Genomic DNA, 16,563 nt, shown 5'->3' with positions numbered 1-16,563 from the left:
CCGGTTCCTCATTCCTCCGGGGCGCCGGTGCGCCACAGAGCCTCGTCGGCCCAGGCGCCCACGATCACACGGTCCGGGTCGTGGCGACCCTCCTGGGCCATTCGGAGCGCGAGCAGCTGGAGGCGGACGGTGAGCGGGATCTGAGCGAGCAGCCCCGCCAGCGACGTGGACTCCCGGAGCTGTGTGTGAGCCACGCCCTCGGCCGCGGCAGCCGCCGCCACACCTGCGACCAACGGCTCCTCGGGGGGCGCGAGCGTCACGAGGTGGTCGCGCCGGTCCAGCGGCACGGCCGAGCCGTGTAGGAGATACTCGACGTCGTAGCCCTCGGCGAGGACCCGGGCCGCTTCTCGGACCTTCAGCGCCCCTTCCCGCGCGGTGATCGCGGCAGGTCCCGCGCCGGTGATCGCCAAGGCGCGGTCGGGACGCGGGATGGAACCGATCGACGGGTCGTCGATCGCCGCCTGCACAGCCGCGGGGAGCGGCGCCAGCGCGTCGTCGGACAACGAAGCCGCGCCGAGCTCCTGGGCGATGAGGGCGAGCGCCACGAGCGCGGTCGTGTAGCTGACGGTGTAGGTCTCGCTCGTCTCGGCCTCGACGGTCTCGATCACCCGGGGGAAGTCGCTCCCGCGCTTCGTGATCGTGACGGTGTCGAGTCCGCCCGTGAACGCGAGCGCTCGGACAGCCAGCGCGTAGGCGGTCTCACCCGTGTGCGTGATCACGATCACTCCGTCCTTCGGACCGATCACCGGAGCTTGCGTGACGAACTGCATCGCGGGCACCGCCGTCGCCGCCCGCCCGGCATCCATCAACATCGCCGCACCGAGCTCGGCCGCGTGCAGGCTGGTGCCGGTGCCGACGACCCAGAGACGGCGAGCCCGATGCAACCCCTCGGTCGCCACGTGGACCTGCTGACGCACGGCGGGGGACGTCAACATGTGCTCGATGGCGGCAGGCTGCGATCGGATCTGCCGCTCGAGCGCGCTCTCACCCTCAGCTGCCATTCGACCGGGGCCCCTCCTGGGCGTGGATCCCCGACAGATTAGACGGAGACCTGCTGCTTCGGAAGCAGCGGTGCCATCGACCACCGAGGCATTCCATCGATGAGCGGTTTCTGGTAGGAGTACCCCTGCGCGTAGGCAGAACCGTGGAGGAGGGGCGCATGAAGCGGAGCATCACGTTGGCGATTGCCTCGTTGCTCGGGGTGGCGACGGTCGTCGGACCGGTCGGGATCACGACAGCGGGGGCCGGAGGTGGAGGCGGTTGCACGATCGTCGGCACCGCCGGGAACGACGTGCTCAATGGCACCGCGGGTCGGGACGTGATCTGCGGTCGTGGAGGCAACGACGTCATCAGGGGAGGTCGTGGCAGCGACATCCTGAAGGGTGGGGCCGGTGCCGACCACCTGGAAGGCAGCGTCGGGCGCGACGTGCTCAAGGGCGGCGGTGGCCGCGACGAGCTACTGGGTGGCGACGGCCGGGACATCCTGAAGGGCGGTGCCCGCGGTGACGTGATGCAGGGCGGGCACGACAACGACACGCTGCGGGGCGGCGGGGGCAAGGACACCATGGCCGGCGGCCTCGACGACGACGTCGTCCGAGGTGGCACCCAAGGCGACACGATGCGGGGCTCGAAGGGGAACGACTCGTTGTACGGCGAGGCCGGGAAGGATCGGATCTCCGCCGGTCAAGGTGATGACCTCGTGGTGGGCGGCAAGGACGCCGACCAGCTCCGCGGCCGAGTGGGCAACGACACGCTCAACTCGGTCGACGGGAGAGGGAACGACCTCGTGCGAGGACAGGGAGGGACGGACACCTGCACCACCGATCCCGGCGACACGGTGGACGGATGCGAAGCCTGAGGTGACCTAGAGCTTCCTGAGCACGGCCACGACCTTCCCGAGGATGCGGCCGTCCGGCATCTCGAAGGGCTGGAGCGTGGGGTTCTCCGGGATCAGCATCACGCGGGTCCCGTCGTGGCCGAGCCGCTTCACCGTGGCCTCGTCCTCGGCGGGGCCGGGCAGCAGCGCGGCGACGATATCGCCGTCGCGGGCGTGGTCCTGAGACCGCACCACCACGACGTCGCCCTCGAAGATGCCGGCCCCGATCATCGAGTCCCCGACCACGGTCAGGGCGAAGTGGTCGCGGTCATCGGCGTAGCCTTCGGGCACCGCGATGTGGTCCTCGACGTTCTGATCGGCCAGGATCGGCGCACCGGCGGCGATCCGGCCGACCAACGGAACGGTGACGGCCCCCGCTCGCGGCTCGGAGAGGGCCATGGCCCGTGGCTTGGTCGGATCCTTGTGCAACAGGCCCTTGCGCTCGAGGTTCGCGAGTTGCGCGTGCACGCTCGACGAGGAGGTGAGGCCGACGGCCTCGCCGATCTCGCGGACCGTCGGAGGGTATCCACGCTCGCGGATCGTCTCGGCGATGACGTCGAGGATGCGCTGCTGTCGTTGGCTGATCGCCGTCGTGTCAGACATGGTCACTAGCCTCCCTCTCGATGAGCGCGACCGTAGCAGTCGATGCGAGAGGGTGCAAACATATGTTCGGAACCGCGCTTGACTTCGAACACGCGTTCGAGGAAGCTTCCTCCATGCATCGAACGTACGTTCGTCGCCGCCTCGTCGTAATCGTGACCACGATCGGCATCATGCTCGCGCTGGGCGGGCAGGCGGCGCGGGGGCTGGCCGGCGATCCGCTCGAACCTGCGGTGTCGAGGACATACGTCGTCCGGCAGGGCGACACGCTGTGGTCGATCGCCGCTCGGCTGGCACCCGATCGCGACCCTCGAGCCGTGATCCTCGAGCTCGAGCGGTTGAACGAGAGCGCGATCGACGGCCTCGTGCCCGGACGGTCGCTGTCGATCCCGCCGTCGTCGTGAGACGGGCCGATGCCACCTTCACACGATCGCGTTGACGCCGATGGTCCCCGCGAGTACGGTTCGCGCGGCCACAACATCTTGTGGCTGCGACCACGATGCGATGCCCTTGGTGCGACGCTCACGAAGACCGCGTCGTCGACTCCCGGCCGGCCGAAGGCGGCGTGGCCATCCGTCGGCGGCGCGAGTGCCTCGCGTGCAGCCGCCGGTATACGACCTTCGAACGGATCGAGGAGGTCGGCCTGGTCGTGGTCAAGCGCGACGGCTCGAAGGAGCCGTTCGATCGGGAGAAGCTCGCGAGCAGCATCCGCAAGGCGCTCGCCGACCGACCGGTGACCGCGACCGAGGTGGAGATCATGGTCGATCGCATCCAGGGGCGTCTGCGTCGGCGCGGGCCCGAGATCCCATCGAGCCTGGTCGGCCAGGAGGTGCTGGCAGCGCTCCGCCGGGCGGACGAGGTCGCGTACCTCCGATTCGCCTCCGTCTACAAGGAATTCGAAGGTGTCGCGGACTTCGAGCGAGAGCTCGTCTCGCTGCAGAAGAAGGAGCCGGCCAAGCGACGCCGCACGCGCTAGGCGTCGTCAGACAGCCCTCCGACTCCCTGCGGGCAACCCGCCCTTGGTCGAAGCGGGTCGACCATGAGATACTACATGTAGTGTGTGACAAGAATTCTCGGCACAGCATGTTGACGGCGGGCACCGGGAGGTCCAGAATCACCGAGCCGTAATCACACGGGTGTGCTTTTCCCCAGCCATCCACACTTGTTCCACAGGGCGGTCCACGACCGCCGAGCAGAGGAGGGGGTTACCGGTGGCGACGAAAGAGGGCGACGTCGAGGTCATCCGGGAGGGCTTGACGTTTTCACGGTACTTCACGACCGAAGGGAAGCACCCGTTCGACGACGTGGAGTGGGAGATCCGCGACGCGGTCATCCCGAACTACAAGGAAGGCGGCAACGCCTTCGAGCAGCGCGACGTCGAGTTCCCGGCGTCGTGGTCCCAGAACGCCACCAACATCGTCGCTCAGAAGTACTTCCGAGGTACCCTCGGCACCCCTCAGCGCGAGTCGAGCGTCCGACAGCTCGCCGGGCGGGTCGTCGACACGATCACCAGGTGGGGTCAGAAGAACGGCTACTTCGCCACGGACCACGACGCCCAGGTCTTCGCGGACGAGCTGACCCATCTGATCGTCACCCAGAAGGCCGCGTTCAACTCGCCGGTCTGGTTCAACGTCGGTGTGCCCGACACGCCGCAGCAATGCTCGGCCTGCTTCATCCTCGCCGTCGACGATCACATGAGCTCGATCCTCAATTGGTACGTCGAGGAGGGCACGATCTTCAAGGGGGGCTCGGGCTCGGGCATCAACCTCTCGAAGATACGCTCGTCGAAGGAGTCGCTCGCTGGCGGCGGCACGGCCTCTGGGCCGGTCAGCTTCATGCGAGGCGCCGATGCCAGCGCCGGCACGATCAAGTCGGGCGGCAAGACGCGGCGCGCCGCGAAGATGGTGATCCTGAACGTCGATCATCCCGACGTCGAGGACTTCATCTGGTGCAAGGCGAACGAGGAGCACAAGGCCCGAGCCCTGCGCGACGCCGGGTTCGACATGGATCTCGACGGCAAGGACAGCGCGTCGATCCAGTACCAGAACGCCAACAACTCGGTGCGGGTGACCGACGAGTTCATGCGCGCATACGAACAGGATCAGGATTGGAGGCTGAAGGCGGTCACGACCGGAGAGACGGTCGACACCGTTCGCGCCCGTGAGCTCATGCGGCAGATCGCCAAGGCAGCCTGGGAGTGCGCCGACCCGGGCATGCAGTACGACACGACGATCAACGAATGGCACACGTGCCCGGCGTCGGGCCGGATCAACGGCTCCAACCCGTGTAGCGAGTACATGCACCTCGACAACTCCGCGTGCAACCTCGCCTCGTTGAACCTCATGAAGTTCCTCGACGACGACGGTGCCTTCGACGTGGCGAGCTTCAAGCACGCCGTCGAGGTGGTGTTCACGGCGCAGGAGATCGTGGTCGGCGAGTCCGACTACCCGACCGAGAAGATCGCCGAGAACGCCCGCGCGTACCGTCAGCTCGGCCTCGGATACGCGAACCTCGGTGCCCTGTTGATGGCGAGGGGTCTGCCCTACGACTCCGATGCCGGTCGCGCATGGGCGGGTGCGATCACCTCGACCATGACCGGGCACGCGTATCGCACGAGCGCACGTATCGCCGAGGTGATGGGTGCGTTCGAGGGTTATGAGCCCAACGCCGACGCGATGCTCAGAGTGATGCGCAAGCATCGCGCCGCGGCCGACGAGATCGATCACGAACTGGTGCCCGAGGGCATGCTCTCGGCGGCGAAGCAGGCCTGGGACGAAGCGGTCTCGCTCGGCGAGCAGCATGGGTTCCGCAACGCGCAGGCGTCGGTGCTGGCGCCCACGGGCACGATCGGCTTGATGATGGACTGCGACACCACCGGCATCGAGCCCGAACTGGCGCTCGTGAAGACGAAGAAGCTGGTCGGCGGGGGCACGATGCAGTTCGTGAACCAGACGGTGCCGCGGGCCCTCGAGAAGCTCGGGTACGAGGCGTCCCAGATCGAGGACATCGTCTCCTTCATCGCCGAGCACAACTCGGTGGCCGACGCGCCGCACCTCGAGGCCGAGCATCACGCGGTCTTCGACACGGCGATGGGCGCACAGCCCATCCACTACATGGGGCACGTGCGCATGATGGCGGCCGCGCAGCCGTTCATCTCCGGCGCCATCTCGAAGACCGTGAACATGCCGGAGGAGGCCACCGTCGAGGAGGTCGAACAGCTCTTCGTCGAGAGCTGGAAGCTCGGTCTCAAGGCCGTCGCGATCTACCGAGACAACTGCAAGGTGGCCCAGCCGCTGTCCGCGGACAAGAAGAAGGGCGCCGAGGCGCAGGAGCCTGCAGGCCTGGCGCACCCGGTCCGCAAGCGGTTGCCGATGTCGCGCCCCTCGACCACGACCTCGTTCCAGGTGGGTGACGCCGAGGGTTACATCACGGCCGGCTCCTACCCGGACGACGGCCTCGGCGAGATCTTCCTGAAGACCTCGAAGCAGGGGTCGACCCTCGCCGGCGTGATGGATGCCTTCGCGATCGCCGTCTCGATCGGGCTGCAGTACGGGGTGCCGCTCGAGACCTACGTGTCGAAGTTCATCAACACGAAGTTCGAGCCCAGCGGCATGACGAACGATCCAGACATCCGGTTCGCGACCTCGATGATCGACTACGTGTTCCGGAGGCTGGCGCTCGACTACCTGCCTGCGGAAACGCGTGAGGGGCTCGGCATCAAGTCGATCGCCGAGCGCACCGAGGCCGTGCGGGCCGAGGTCGCCGCGCAGCCCGAGCAGTCGATACTCGAGCCGGGCGACGGCGTGGCGTTCGTCCTCGACCAGGCCGAGAAGCCGTCCGCGAAGGCCAACGACGCGCCGCTCTGCTACAGCTGCGGGTCGAAGATGCAGCCGGCGGGCTCCTGCTACGTCTGCTCGAGCTGCGGCTCGACGAGCGGCTGCTCCTGACGTCCGCGATCGATCCGTGGGCGAGGGACGGCGCCCGGCTCACGGTGAGGCCGCAGGGTCGCGATGCCGCGCACACGATGCATCGGTAGCCTGTGCGCATGACGCATGAGGGCCGGGCCGGGCTCGAGGGCCTGCACCATGTGCAGCTCGCGATGCCTCCGGGAGAGGAAGAGGCCGCCGTTCGTTTCTACGGCGCGATCCTCGGCCTCACCCAGGTGCCCAAGCCGCCCGAGCTCGCGCCCAGGGGCGGTGTGTGGTTCCGCGACGGGAGCCTCGAGGTGCACCTGGGCATCGAGGAGCCGTTCACCCCGGCCGTGAAGGCGCATCCCGCGTTCCTCGTCAGGGACCTCGAGACCCTGCGGGAACGGATCCAGGCGGCCGGGTATCGGGTGACCGATGACGTACCGCTCGAGGGGTATCACCGGTGTCACGTGCGCGATCCGTTCGGCAACCGCATCGAGCTGGTGGAGCCGAAAGCCTGATGGAGCTGCCGTTCCGGCGGCTCGACGACGAGGCGGCACTGCCGTCTGCGAGGCATCCCGGCGACGCCGGGCTCGACCTGCGAGCCAACGTCGACGTCGAGGTGCTCCCCGGCGAACGGGCGATGATCCCCACCGGCGTCGCCGTCGCGATCCCGGACGGACACGCGGGACTCGTGCTGCCGAGATCCGGCCTCGCGTCGACGCACGGCCTGACGCTCGCCAACGCCCCGGGGCTGATCGATGCGGGCTACCGGGGCGAGGTGATCGTGTCGGCGGTGAACCTGGACCGCGCCGGTGCTGTGAAGATCGCGCGCGGCGACCGCATCGCGCAGTTGGTGGTCGTCAGGATCCCTGAGGTCGAGCCGATATGGGTCGACGGGTTGCCCGAGTCCGAGCGGGGCGACGGTGGCTTCGGCTCGACCGGCTCGTCGTGATCGTCAGGCTCGAAGCGCACGCCGATCGCTCCGCCTCGATCGAGGTCGAGCGAGCCGCCTTCGAGCGACCGCTGGAGTCGACGATCGTCGAGGCGGTTCGCGACGAGGCCGGGTCGTTCGCGCTCGTGGCCGAGATCGACGGCGACATCGTCGGCCACGTGCAGATGAGCAGGGCTCAGGTGGGGGAGACCGACGTCCTGGCGCTCGGCCCGATCGGGGTGCTCCCCGACCGTCAACAGCGTGGCATCGGATCGTCGCTCGTGCGGGCCGCGCTCGAGGAGGCGGGAGACCGGGGGAAGCCGGCCGTGATCCTGTTGGGCGATCCCTCGCTCTACGGTCCGCTCGGGTTCGCGCCGGGATCGCGCTACGGACTGCGGAACCCGTTCGGCGGCATGCAGGAGGGAGACTTCGTCGTCGCCGAGGAGGACTTTCAGATCGCCGTGCTCGACGAGGCACGGGCGGCGCGACTCGCGGGCGCAGTTCGCTGGCACCCGGCCTTCGGTTGAAGGTGCACAAGGCCGGGGTTAGCATGGGTGCGCGCCGCGCGGACGTGGCTCAGTTGGTAGAGCACCACCTTGCCAAGGTGGGGGTCGCGGGTTCGAATCCCGTCGTCCGCTCCAGCAACTACCTGTGGGAACTCTGAAGGTCCCGGGTGCGACCCAGCCCGGGGGCCCCTCGTTTGAGAACCTACCGAGGGGCCGCGAGCGCCTCCGCGAGCGCCTCGGGCTACGCCGGTTCAGATTGCGGGCCGGCTGGGGCTCACGCTCGCCGAGTACCGGCTGCTCGAAGCGGGGGAGCTGCACTTCTCGAACGACCTGTACGAGTGGATCGTGGAGCCGTGTGGGTGGCCCCGCGAGCTCAGCCCGACCTGCGCTGCCTTCATCGTCGGCCTGAGCGGCGAGAGCAGTGAGCCCACCGGGGCGGGTACACCCGGCGGGCTCATCGCCCTCATTGCCCGACGACCTGATCGGAGCTTCAGGCTAGGCAGGGATTCGCTTCATCGGTGGTCGGTGGCGTGTCAGGTGGCAGCCCGACGAAGGTGGCAACCAGTACGACCCCGTCCTCTCCCACGTTGAGTGCCTTGTGCACGTGACCAGGTGTCTCAACGAAGATCTCACCGGGCCGGTACACGTTACGGGTGCAGTCACCCTCCTCGATGATCGCCACGCGACCCTGCTTCACGAGGACGAAGACGTGGGCTGGGTGCGAATGCCACCCGGTGGTGCCGTTGGGCTCTAGCTGGGCGCGGACGAACAACGTCACGCTCGGCCCGTCCGGTTGGATGGACAGCGAATCGATCGTCGTCGCCCCGAGGACCTTGGCGACGTAGCCCCGGCTCGGCGTCGCGACCGCAGCCCCGACCGTGAGGACCAGGACAGCCGCCAGAGCGATGATTACGCGCTTCTTCTTCATGTTGGCGTCCTTCCTTCGAAGCGAGCTGGTTTCGACCGGAATGGCCGCCGAGGAGGTCCACGAGATTGCGCCAACCCGGCCATTTCTCGGCCGCAGGGACCGGTTCGTTCTGGGTCAACCCGCTCGGAGCTGAGCTTCATCGCCTTCCCCCCCTTTCTCGATGCGCGATGAGCGCTCGTCCATCGCGACGCTACGAGGTCGTTCCGGCCGGCTCTACGGTGGCGGCCTGGCGAGCGCCGGGATGCTGCCATCCCGGCTCGATACCGTGCTGGGCCGCTTGACGCCGCCCGAGCGATGACGGACAACTGCCGGGGACCCAGGCGCAGGAGGGCATCCGCTGGAGATCGACCAGAGCGACGAGCAGCCAACCCTCGATGGGTTGCGCCGCGAGATCGAGGAGCTCCGAGCGTCTCGGAAACGACTCGCGCTGGTCGCCGATGCCGAACGTCGCGGCATCGAGCGGGCCCTCCACGAGGGCGTGCAGCAGGACCTGGTGGGGCTCGCGGCCAACCTCGAGGTCGCGGCGCGATCGGTGGAGTCCGATCCCGCCGCGGCGAGAGCGCTCCTGGACGAGCTGCAGCGCGAAGCGCGGCGGGCATTGACGGAGATGCAGGAGCTCGCCAACCGGATCATCCCTTCGCTTCTCGACGCGGGCGGGTTGGCCCCGGAGCTCCGCGCGGCGGCGAGCCGCGAAGGCGTGGCGGTGCGGATCGACGTCGACGTGCACGTCACCGTGCCGCCGGAGATCGCCGGCGCCGTCTACTTCTGCGTGCTCGACTCGTTGGAGCGCGCGCCGACCGGCACTTCGGCGGTGGTGAGCGTCCGAGGTGAGGAGGGCGCGCTCGCGTTCGAGGTCGTCGCGGAGTGCGACCTGGGAGCGGAGCGTCGCGCCCCGTACGATCGCGTCGAGGCGTTGGGCGGGCGCGTCACGATCGCGTCGGAGGGCGACCGGACCACCGTCACCGGCTCACTGCCGCTCCCACGATGACGCTAGTCGCTCTCTGCGAGGTACAGGATCACGGCCTTGACCCGCTTGTTGACCGACGGCTCCCACGTGAGCCCGAGCTTGAGGAAGATCGAATGGATCACCTTCTCGATCGACCGCTCGGCGAGGAAGAGGGACTCACCGATCGCCTCGTTGCTCTTGCCCGCCGCCATCTCACGCAGCACGTCGCGTTCGCGTGCGGTCAGGCTCTTGAGCGGCGACCGCTCGCCGCGGGCATCCTCCGCGACCAGTGCCTCCACGACCATCGGGTCGATCACCGAGCCGCCGTTCGCGACCGCGCGGATCGCAGACACGAGCTCGCCCGGATCCTGGACACGCTCCTTGAGGAGGTAGGAGCGCCCGGCGCTGCCACCCTCCAGGAGGGCGATGGCGTAGCTCGGCGTCGCGTACTGGCTGAGCACGACGACGCCTACGTGTGGATCGGTGGTGCGGAGCCGATCTGCCGCCCGGATCCCTTCGTCGCTGTTGCCGGGCGGCATGCGGATGTCGGTGACGACCACGTCCGGACGCTCCGCCTCCACCGCGGCGAACAGGGAGTCGAGGTCGCCGCACACCGCCGCGACCTCGAGCTCAGGGTCCGCCTCGAGCAGTCGCCGGACACCTTCGCGAACGAAGAGATGATCCTCGGCGATCACCAACCGGAGCGGCATGGCCCGAGGATACGCCTGTGACCAGCGTCCTCGTCGTTGACGATAACGACCGGAACCTCAAGCTCGCACTCGATGTCCTGGGCGCGGCGGGGTTCCGGACGTTCGGTGCTGAGACGGCCGCGCAGGGGATCGCGCTCGCGCGGGAGCACGTGCCTGACGTGATCCTGATGGACCTCCGGCTTCCCGACATGGATGGCGTGGACGCGACGCGGAGGCTCGCGGCACACGAGCGAACGGCTCTCATCCCGGTGGTCGCGATGAGCGCATCATCGCTCGAAGGGAGCGAAGACTGGCTCGAGGACGCGGGCTTCGCGGGATGGCTCGAAAAGCCGATCCACGTGAGCACGTTTCCCGAGCAGGTCCGCCGTCACTGCGTGGGGAGGACGGGGTGACGAGGTCGAGGGCGTACCGTGCTGGCATCCCCAAGACAAGGACGGTTGGCCTGGTGGGCCGAGACCATCGCGCTCCCTAGCCTCTAGACGGATCGGCTCGGCGGTGTGAACATCGTCGAGCGCCGACGGCCAAGCGGCCTGAGCGGAAGGGGTATCGCCATGCGGAGGCTCGTGATCGGTGGGGGACTCGGAATCTTCCTCCTCTCTGTCGTGCTCGTGGCCTGTGGTGGCTCGAGCGCCGACTCGTCCGACGCCGAGGCCCGACGATTCCAAGACATGTGGGAGATCGACAAGCTCGAGAAGCATTTCCACCAGGCCACATCGGACAAGGACATCGACCTGATGCTGAGCCTGTACTCCCCCAACGCGACCTTCACCGTCGGCGGGGGAGAGACCGCGGTGGGCGTGGACGAGATCCGGGAGTTCTGGCTTGAGAAGTCGCCGGCGTTCGACCCCGCGAACACCTGGATCTCCGATCACCCCGCCTACAAGCTCGAGGTCACGGTGAACGGCGACCGCGGGACGCTGCACTTCGAGTGCCACTTCGTGGATGCCGCGACCAGTAAGGTGGTGGCGGTCACGGCCGGCGATGCGGACGTCGCGCGGATCAACGGGGAGTGGCTGATCACGAACTTCGTCGGCGGCACGACCGAGCTCTAGGCGTGCGAGCCTGTGCCCGACGCGCGTGCTGACAAGCGGCGAGCGGCTGTCGTCCACAAGCGGCGGCCGCTGAGCCGCATCGACGATCCGTTCGTCCGTGCCGTCGCCCGTCTGCCGGTCACGGTTCGCACGAAGCTCCTGCTCGCGTCCGTCGGCACCTCGATGCTCCTCGTCGCGGTGGGACTGCTCGGGCAGCTCGTCCTCGGGCAGTCGAACGATCGCGTCGCGAGTCTCGGAGCGCTCCGGGAGCGAGCGATCGGCTACGCGCAGCTCCAGAGGGACGTGTTGAACCTCCGCAACCTCTTGGCGGAGAACGTGGGTGATGACTTTTACAAGGTCTGGACGGAGGTCCCGCAGCGGGAGAATCTGGAGGCGATCGACCGACACGCGAGCTCCGCGGTTCGCGCCATCGAAGCCGGGACGGCCGCGGATCAGTTGGGCTTCACGCCGCCCCCTGAGGATCATGGCGACCTCGAGACCATCAGGGACACCGCCCACAGTCTTTGGGTGGTGCTGGACCAAGAGCTCATCCCCCTCTACCAGGAGGACGCCACAGCCGACGAGGTACTGCCGATCCGGGTGAGAGTGGAGAAACTCTCGAGCGACCTCAAGACCTTCACCGCGGACCTGGCGGACGGGACGCGGGCCGAGGTCGAGGAGCTGATCGCCCGGAACGCCAGCTCGTTCGCGAGCTCGCGGGCGCTGTTCATCGGCGTGGCAGCCGCTGCACTCGTGCTCGCGCTGTTGCTGGGGTTCATCCTGTCGTGGTCGCTCATCGGTCCGATCCAGAACATCGACGTCCGACTCGCGGCGATCGCGTCGGGAGACTTCGAGGGGCGCGTCGACGTCGAGAACCGCGACGAACTGGGAGCGCTGGCAGCCAACGTCAATCGGATGAACGACGAGCTCCGGAGCGTGTACGCGGAGCTCGAGGAAGCAAGTCAGCACAAGTCGGAATTCCTGGCCAACATGTCCCACGAGCTCCGGACACCGTTGAATGCGGTCATCGGATTCTCGCAAGTTTTGCGCGACGAGATGGTGGGCTCGGTGAACGAGAAGCAGGCGGAGTACCTCGACGACATCACCTCCTCGGGGAACCATCTGCTCTCGCTCATCAACGACGTCCTCGACCTCTCCAAGGTCGAGGCCGGACAGGTCGAGCTCGAGGTGCACCCGTTCTCCCTACGGGAGGCACTCGAGCGCGGCGTGGTGATGGTTCGCGAGCGCGCGACGGAGGACGGGGTCCGCGTCGCGTTCGCCGCCGATCCGGAGGTCGATCCGGTCAACGGAGACGAGCGACGGATCAAGCAGGTCATCTTCAATCTGCTCTCGAACGCGGTGAAGTTCACGCCCGCGGGCGGGGAGGTCGACGTGAGCGCGACGCGGGTCAACGGCGAGGTCAGGGTCTCCGTCGCCGATACCGGCCCGGGCATCGCTCCCGAGGATCGGGATCGGATCTTCGAGGAGTTCCAGCAGAGCGAGACGGGCGTCGGGCACCGCGAGGGAACCGGCCTGGGCCTCGCGCTCTCGAAGCGGTTCGTGGAGCTCCACGGCGGACGGATCTGGCTCGAGAGCGAGCTCGGTCGCGGGAGCACGTTCACGTTCGCGCTGCCCGCGGGATCGTTCACGCCATGACGGGCGAGCGGATCCTTGTCGTCGAGGACAACGAGAAGAACATGAAGCTTTTCCGTGACGTCCTGGTCGCGACCGGTTTCAGAACGCTCGAGGCGACGACGGGCGGCGAGGCGGTCGACATGGCATCCGAGCACACGCCGGACCTCGTGCTGATGGACGTCCAGCTCCCGGACCTCGACGGCGTCCAAGCGCTCCATCGACTGCGGGCGAACGCGCGCACGGCGACGATCCCCGTCCTTGCCCTGACTGCACAAGCGATGCAGGGGGACCGCGAGCGGTTCCTGGCGGAGGGCTTCGACGGCTACGTGTCGAAGCCCGTGAACGTGCGGGAGCTGATCGGGATCGTCCGGCAACACTGCGAAGGACGGATCGGATGAGCGGCGAGGGCCGGATCCTGGTCGTGGACGACGTTGCTCCGAACGTGCGGCTGCTCGAGGCCATACTCGTGCCGCGCGGCTACGACGTCGTCTCCGCGACCGACGGCGAGCGCGCGCTGGAGCTCGTCGCGTCGACCAAGCCGGACCTGGTGATGCTCGACGTCGTGATGCCGCAGCCGGACGGGTACGCGGTGTGTCGCAGGATCCGGGAGCGCGAGGAGACCGCGATGTTGCCCGTGATCATGATCACGGCCAGCACGTCGGAGAAGACCGAGGCGATCCGGGCGGGCGCGGACGATCTGATCGCCAAGCCGTTCGACCAGGACGAATTGCTCGCGCGGGTCCGGTCGCTCCTGCGGATCAAGCGCTACCACGACACGATCACGTCGCAGGCCGTGGAGCTGACCGAGCTGAATCGAACGCTCGAGGAGCGGGTGCAGTACCAGGTCGTGGAGCTCGAGCGGGTCCGGAAGCTCCGGCGGTTCCTCTCTCCGCAGCTCGTCGACGCGATCGTCGCGTCGGGTGACGACGCGATCCTCCGCAGCCATCGCCGCAAGGTCGCCATGCTCTTCGCCGACCTGCGCGGATGGACCAGCTTCGTCGACGCGGTCGAGCCCGAGGAGCTGATGCAGGTGCTCGGGGAGTTCCACTCTGTGATCGGCGGTCTCGTGCAACGGTTCGACGCGACCGTGGGGTTCCTCGAAGGCGACGGGGTCCAGCTCTTCTTCAACGACCCTCACGAGATCCCAGACGCGCCCCTGCGCGCGGTTCGGCTCGCGTGTGCGCTCCGAGAAGAGATGGCGACGCTGACGCCGGTGTGGCGCAAGCGCGGCTACGAGCTGGACCTGGGGGCCGGCATCGCACTCGGCTACGCGACGTGCGGCGAGGTCGGGTTCGAGGGCCGCTCCGACTACGCGGCGATCGGGGCGGTGACCAACCTCGCAGCGCGGCTCGCCGATGAAGCGACGGGCGGCCAGGTCCTGATCACCCAGAGTCTCCACGCGGAGGTCGAGGAAGACGTCGAAGTGGAGCCCAGAGGTGAGCTCACGCTCAAGGGGTTCCGTAGGCCGATCCCGGCATTCAACGTGATCGCCGTTCGCGAGCCGTCGGCGAACGTGTCCACCCTGCAGGGCTCCTGAGGCGCGGCTCGACCGCGACGGATGGTCCTCCCGTATGGGCCGGCGTGCGAACCCTCCATGTGGTGAGCCGGCGGAGGAGCCTCGCCACGGAGGGCCGGGAAGACTGGTCGGCGGAACCGAGGGGCTCACGCCCCAGGCCGAGGTTCTTCGCCGGCCTCGCGAACGGCCTGATCCTGGGCTACCTGATGTACCGAGCCGAATTGGTGCCACCAGGCATGGCGATGCTGGGACGCATCGGAGGCCGCTGCTCATGCTCTCGGGGATCGCCATCATGCTCGGCCTCTTCGAGCGGGACGCGCTCCAGGGATCGCGACCATCCCCGAGTTCCTCTGGGAGCTGTCGCTGCGTCGTTAAGGGGTCGGGCCGTCTCCCATCATCGCCGGCGATGCCCATGTGTCGATGCCGTCGCCGGATGACATCCCGCGGGCGTTGCGTGATGACCTCCGCATCAGGCAGGAGAGCCTCGTGGCAGCGAGGCAGACCCGCGGTTGTGAACGCGAGCGAACGGTTCGGTCGAGACGATCCACGAGACGGGTCGAGACGCGCAGCGACCCCCGTACTCCGGGGAACCGCAGCCCGGGGGCCTCTACGTGCCGACGGGTGTCCTAGGTCGCGGACCCCGGTTTCTGCGGGTTGTAGGTTCCGACCGATTCGGAGTTGCGTCGGTCCCGAGAGACTAATCCTCAGGCTGGCGATGTGTAACCCCGCTCGTGTGGAGTGACGGGCTAGCCTGGCCATGCTCCCGATCCTTGTGCAGCACCTCCCGAGGGACGGCGAGCTATGCGACGACGAGAGACTCGAGCACACACTCACCGAGTACCGCGCACGACGGGGGGCTGGTTCTCCTTGCTGTACTGCCACAGTGCCCGGTCGAGGGTGCGAAGCTTGGAGACATCCGTCGCCGAAACAGCGAGCGAGTCTGCGAGCGCGCGGCAAGAGATCAGGTACCAGCCGAACGGGGCGCGGTCTTCTATCAGCCCAGCTTGTTGCATCGTCCAGATCGCCCGAACGTCCCAGACCGTGTACTGCTCGGGGCTCCACACGGTGAGGATCGACGACGCCATCGCATCCTGAACGCCGTAGAGCGTCGTGAGGATCGATAGGCGTTCAACAGCCTTCGGCGCGAAAGCCGCCCTCGTGACATGCCGAACATTGATCGGGTCGTTTCGACTGAGGTGACTTGCCGAGCGCGCGGCCTTCCACCTGCCGATCTGGAGCAGCTCGTCCATCTCGAGGTGCATGCGAGCGCGCGCGGCCGGCCCCACGTCGTTGAATAGTTGGCGCTCCAACGCTGCCCCGGCTGCGGTCGCGCGGTCGGCATACCGCTGGCTCCAGCGCTCCAGGAACGATTCGTCGATCGTGAGGACAGCCATGGCCGGGAGTGTGACACGGGTTCCGCTATGCATCCCCCCTGTCCGGCTGCTTCAGCGCTCCCGTTCGCCTGGAACACCTTGGATGACTGGCCGCTCTACCCGTCTGTTCTACCCACCTCGGCAGTCCAGGACCGGTGAGGCGCGACCAGATGGGATGGCCTCCGGACATACACGCAGGTCAGCGGGACAGGAAGCGACTCGACGAACGAGTCATCCCACCTTGCCAAGGTGGGGGTCGCGGGTTCGAATCCCGTCGTCCGCTCCGATGAACGGCCGCCTTCGGGGCGGCCGTTCGTGCGTCGTCGCGTAGACTGACCGCCGCGAGCCGGCACGCAGCGGCGGGGTGGCCGAGTGGTTAGGCAGAGGCCTGCAAAGCCTCGTACACCGGTTCGATTCCGGTCCCCGCCTCGACACTCCCGTGTAGCATCAGGGGGCACACGGGCGCTTAGCTCAGGGGGAGAGCGCTTCCTTGACGCGGAAGAGGTCAGAGGTTCAAATCCTCTAGCGCCCACCGGTGGAGCCCGCTGCTCACAGCGGGTGTGGCACGCGTTGTCGACGTCTACCGCGAGGAGAGCACAC

The 16,563-nt window shown here is 67.9% G+C and carries 18 protein-coding genes and 4 tRNA genes; 17 read left to right on the top strand and 5 right to left on the bottom strand.

The genetic code is table 11. From position 1 onward, the window contains the following. Positions 1 to 8: 8 nt before the first annotated feature. On the bottom strand, positions 9 to 1,001 hold the full coding sequence (locus tag VFI59_13090; GenBank protein ID HET6714630.1) for an SIS domain-containing protein: 993 nt from the start codon (positions 999 to 1,001) through the stop codon (positions 9 to 11). Positions 1,002 to 1,159: 158 nt separating this feature from the next. Here VFI59_13090 and VFI59_13085 point away from each other — a divergent pair, with 158 nt between their 5' ends. Next, positions 1,160 to 1,858: a calcium-binding protein gene (locus tag VFI59_13085; protein ID HET6714629.1), complete on the top strand. Its 699-nt coding sequence runs from the start codon at positions 1,160 to 1,162 to the stop codon at positions 1,856 to 1,858. 6 nt (positions 1,859 to 1,864) lie between these two features. Here VFI59_13085 and lexA read toward each other — a convergent pair whose 3' ends face one another. Further along, a complete protein-coding gene (lexA, locus tag VFI59_13080; GenBank protein ID HET6714628.1) occupies positions 1,865 to 2,479 on the bottom strand; it encodes a transcriptional repressor LexA in 615 nt (204 codons plus the stop codon). 113 nt (positions 2,480 to 2,592) lie between these two features. On the opposite strand from lexA, the gene VFI59_13075 reads away from it, so the two are divergent. The 7 genes from VFI59_13075 (at position 2,593) to VFI59_13045 (ending at position 7,959) form a co-directional block, all read left to right on the top strand. Continuing rightward, positions 2,593 to 2,880: a LysM peptidoglycan-binding domain-containing protein gene (locus tag VFI59_13075; GenBank protein HET6714627.1), complete on the top strand. Its 288-nt coding sequence runs from the start codon at positions 2,593 to 2,595 to the stop codon at positions 2,878 to 2,880. A gap of 95 nt (positions 2,881 to 2,975) precedes the next feature. Then, complete coding sequence (nrdR, locus tag VFI59_13070) at positions 2,976 to 3,452, top strand: transcriptional regulator NrdR (GenBank protein ID HET6714626.1); 477 nt, start codon at positions 2,976 to 2,978, stop codon at positions 3,450 to 3,452. A 235-nt stretch (positions 3,453 to 3,687) separates the two neighbouring features. Beyond that, positions 3,688 to 6,423, top strand: coding sequence for a vitamin B12-dependent ribonucleotide reductase (locus VFI59_13065; GenBank protein ID HET6714625.1), 2,736 nt, complete (start codon positions 3,688 to 3,690; stop codon positions 6,421 to 6,423). Between the two features lie 98 nt (positions 6,424 to 6,521). Next, positions 6,522 to 6,905, top strand: a complete 384-nt coding sequence (locus tag VFI59_13060) for a VOC family protein (protein HET6714624.1) — start codon at positions 6,522 to 6,524, stop codon at positions 6,903 to 6,905. Continuing rightward, the gene (gene dut, locus VFI59_13055; GenBank protein HET6714623.1) at positions 6,905 to 7,339 is read left to right on the top strand and encodes a dUTP diphosphatase; all 435 of its coding nucleotides are present in this window, start codon (positions 6,905 to 6,907) and stop codon (positions 7,337 to 7,339) included. The genes VFI59_13060 and dut overlap by 1 nt, the downstream gene beginning before the upstream one ends. Next, positions 7,336 to 7,845 (top strand): N-acetyltransferase, encoded by a 510-nt coding sequence (locus VFI59_13050; protein HET6714622.1) that lies wholly within the window; start codon positions 7,336 to 7,338, stop codon positions 7,843 to 7,845. Before dut ends, VFI59_13050 begins: the two co-directional genes overlap by 4 nt. A 38-nt stretch (positions 7,846 to 7,883) precedes the next feature. Beyond that, a tRNA-Gly gene (locus VFI59_13045) sits at positions 7,884 to 7,959 on the top strand. 355 nt (positions 7,960 to 8,314) lie between these two features. Here the strand turns inward: VFI59_13045 and VFI59_13040 are convergent. After that, on the bottom strand, positions 8,315 to 8,752 hold the full coding sequence (locus tag VFI59_13040) for a cupin domain-containing protein (protein HET6714621.1): 438 nt from the start codon (positions 8,750 to 8,752) through the stop codon (positions 8,315 to 8,317). A 379-nt stretch (positions 8,753 to 9,131) separates the two neighbouring features. Here VFI59_13040 and VFI59_13035 point away from each other — a divergent pair, with 379 nt between their 5' ends. Beyond that, on the top strand, positions 9,132 to 9,740 hold the full coding sequence (locus tag VFI59_13035) for a histidine kinase (protein ID HET6714620.1): 609 nt from the start codon (positions 9,132 to 9,134) through the stop codon (positions 9,738 to 9,740). A 2-nt stretch (positions 9,741 to 9,742) separates the two neighbouring features. On the opposite strand, the gene VFI59_13030 is transcribed toward VFI59_13035, so the two are convergent. Beyond that, on the bottom strand, positions 9,743 to 10,408 hold the full coding sequence (locus VFI59_13030) for a response regulator transcription factor (GenBank protein ID HET6714619.1): 666 nt from the start codon (positions 10,406 to 10,408) through the stop codon (positions 9,743 to 9,745). 17 nt (positions 10,409 to 10,425) lie between these two features. Between VFI59_13030 and VFI59_13025 the strand changes: the two genes are divergently transcribed. The 5 genes from VFI59_13025 (at position 10,426) to VFI59_13005 (ending at position 14,611) form a co-directional block, all read left to right on the top strand. Beyond that, positions 10,426 to 10,800, top strand: a complete 375-nt coding sequence (locus tag VFI59_13025; GenBank protein HET6714618.1) for a response regulator — start codon at positions 10,426 to 10,428, stop codon at positions 10,798 to 10,800. A gap of 159 nt (positions 10,801 to 10,959) precedes the next feature. Beyond that, positions 10,960 to 11,460 (top strand): nuclear transport factor 2 family protein, encoded by a 501-nt coding sequence (locus VFI59_13020; protein HET6714617.1) that lies wholly within the window; start codon positions 10,960 to 10,962, stop codon positions 11,458 to 11,460. Positions 11,461 to 11,472: 12 nt separating this feature from the next. After that, positions 11,473 to 13,095 carry a HAMP domain-containing sensor histidine kinase gene (locus tag VFI59_13015; protein HET6714616.1) on the top strand — a complete coding sequence of 541 codons (1,623 nt, stop codon included), beginning with the start codon at positions 11,473 to 11,475 and terminating at the stop codon, positions 13,093 to 13,095. Further along, entirely contained in the window at positions 13,092 to 13,472 is a 381-nt protein-coding gene (locus VFI59_13010) for a response regulator (GenBank protein HET6714615.1), read from the top strand. The genes VFI59_13015 and VFI59_13010 overlap by 4 nt, the downstream gene beginning before the upstream one ends. Next, positions 13,469 to 14,611: a response regulator gene (locus VFI59_13005; GenBank protein HET6714614.1), complete on the top strand. Its 1,143-nt coding sequence runs from the start codon at positions 13,469 to 13,471 to the stop codon at positions 14,609 to 14,611. Before VFI59_13010 ends, VFI59_13005 begins: the two co-directional genes overlap by 4 nt. Positions 14,612 to 15,420: 809 nt before the next feature. On the opposite strand, the gene VFI59_13000 is transcribed toward VFI59_13005, so the two are convergent. Beyond that, a complete protein-coding gene (locus VFI59_13000) occupies positions 15,421 to 15,984 on the bottom strand; it encodes a hypothetical protein (protein ID HET6714613.1) in 564 nt (187 codons plus the stop codon). A 162-nt stretch (positions 15,985 to 16,146) separates the two neighbouring features. Between VFI59_13000 and VFI59_12995 the strand changes: the two genes are divergently transcribed. From VFI59_12995 to VFI59_12985, 3 genes are all read left to right on the top strand, one after another. Continuing rightward, positions 16,147 to 16,246 (top strand) — tRNA-Ser (locus tag VFI59_12995). Positions 16,247 to 16,321: 75 nt separating this feature from the next. Next, positions 16,322 to 16,392 (top strand) — tRNA-Cys (locus VFI59_12990). A 31-nt stretch (positions 16,393 to 16,423) separates the two neighbouring features. Then, a tRNA-Val gene (locus VFI59_12985) sits at positions 16,424 to 16,495 on the top strand. Positions 16,496 to 16,563 lie beyond the last annotated feature (68 nt).

It is taken from the genome of Actinomycetota bacterium (genome assembly GCA_035697485.1).
In the GTDB taxonomy this organism is placed as follows: domain Bacteria; phylum Actinomycetota; class UBA4738; order UBA4738; family HRBIN12; genus JAOUEA01.
This window is presented reverse-complemented; position numbering and strand designations above follow the sequence as displayed.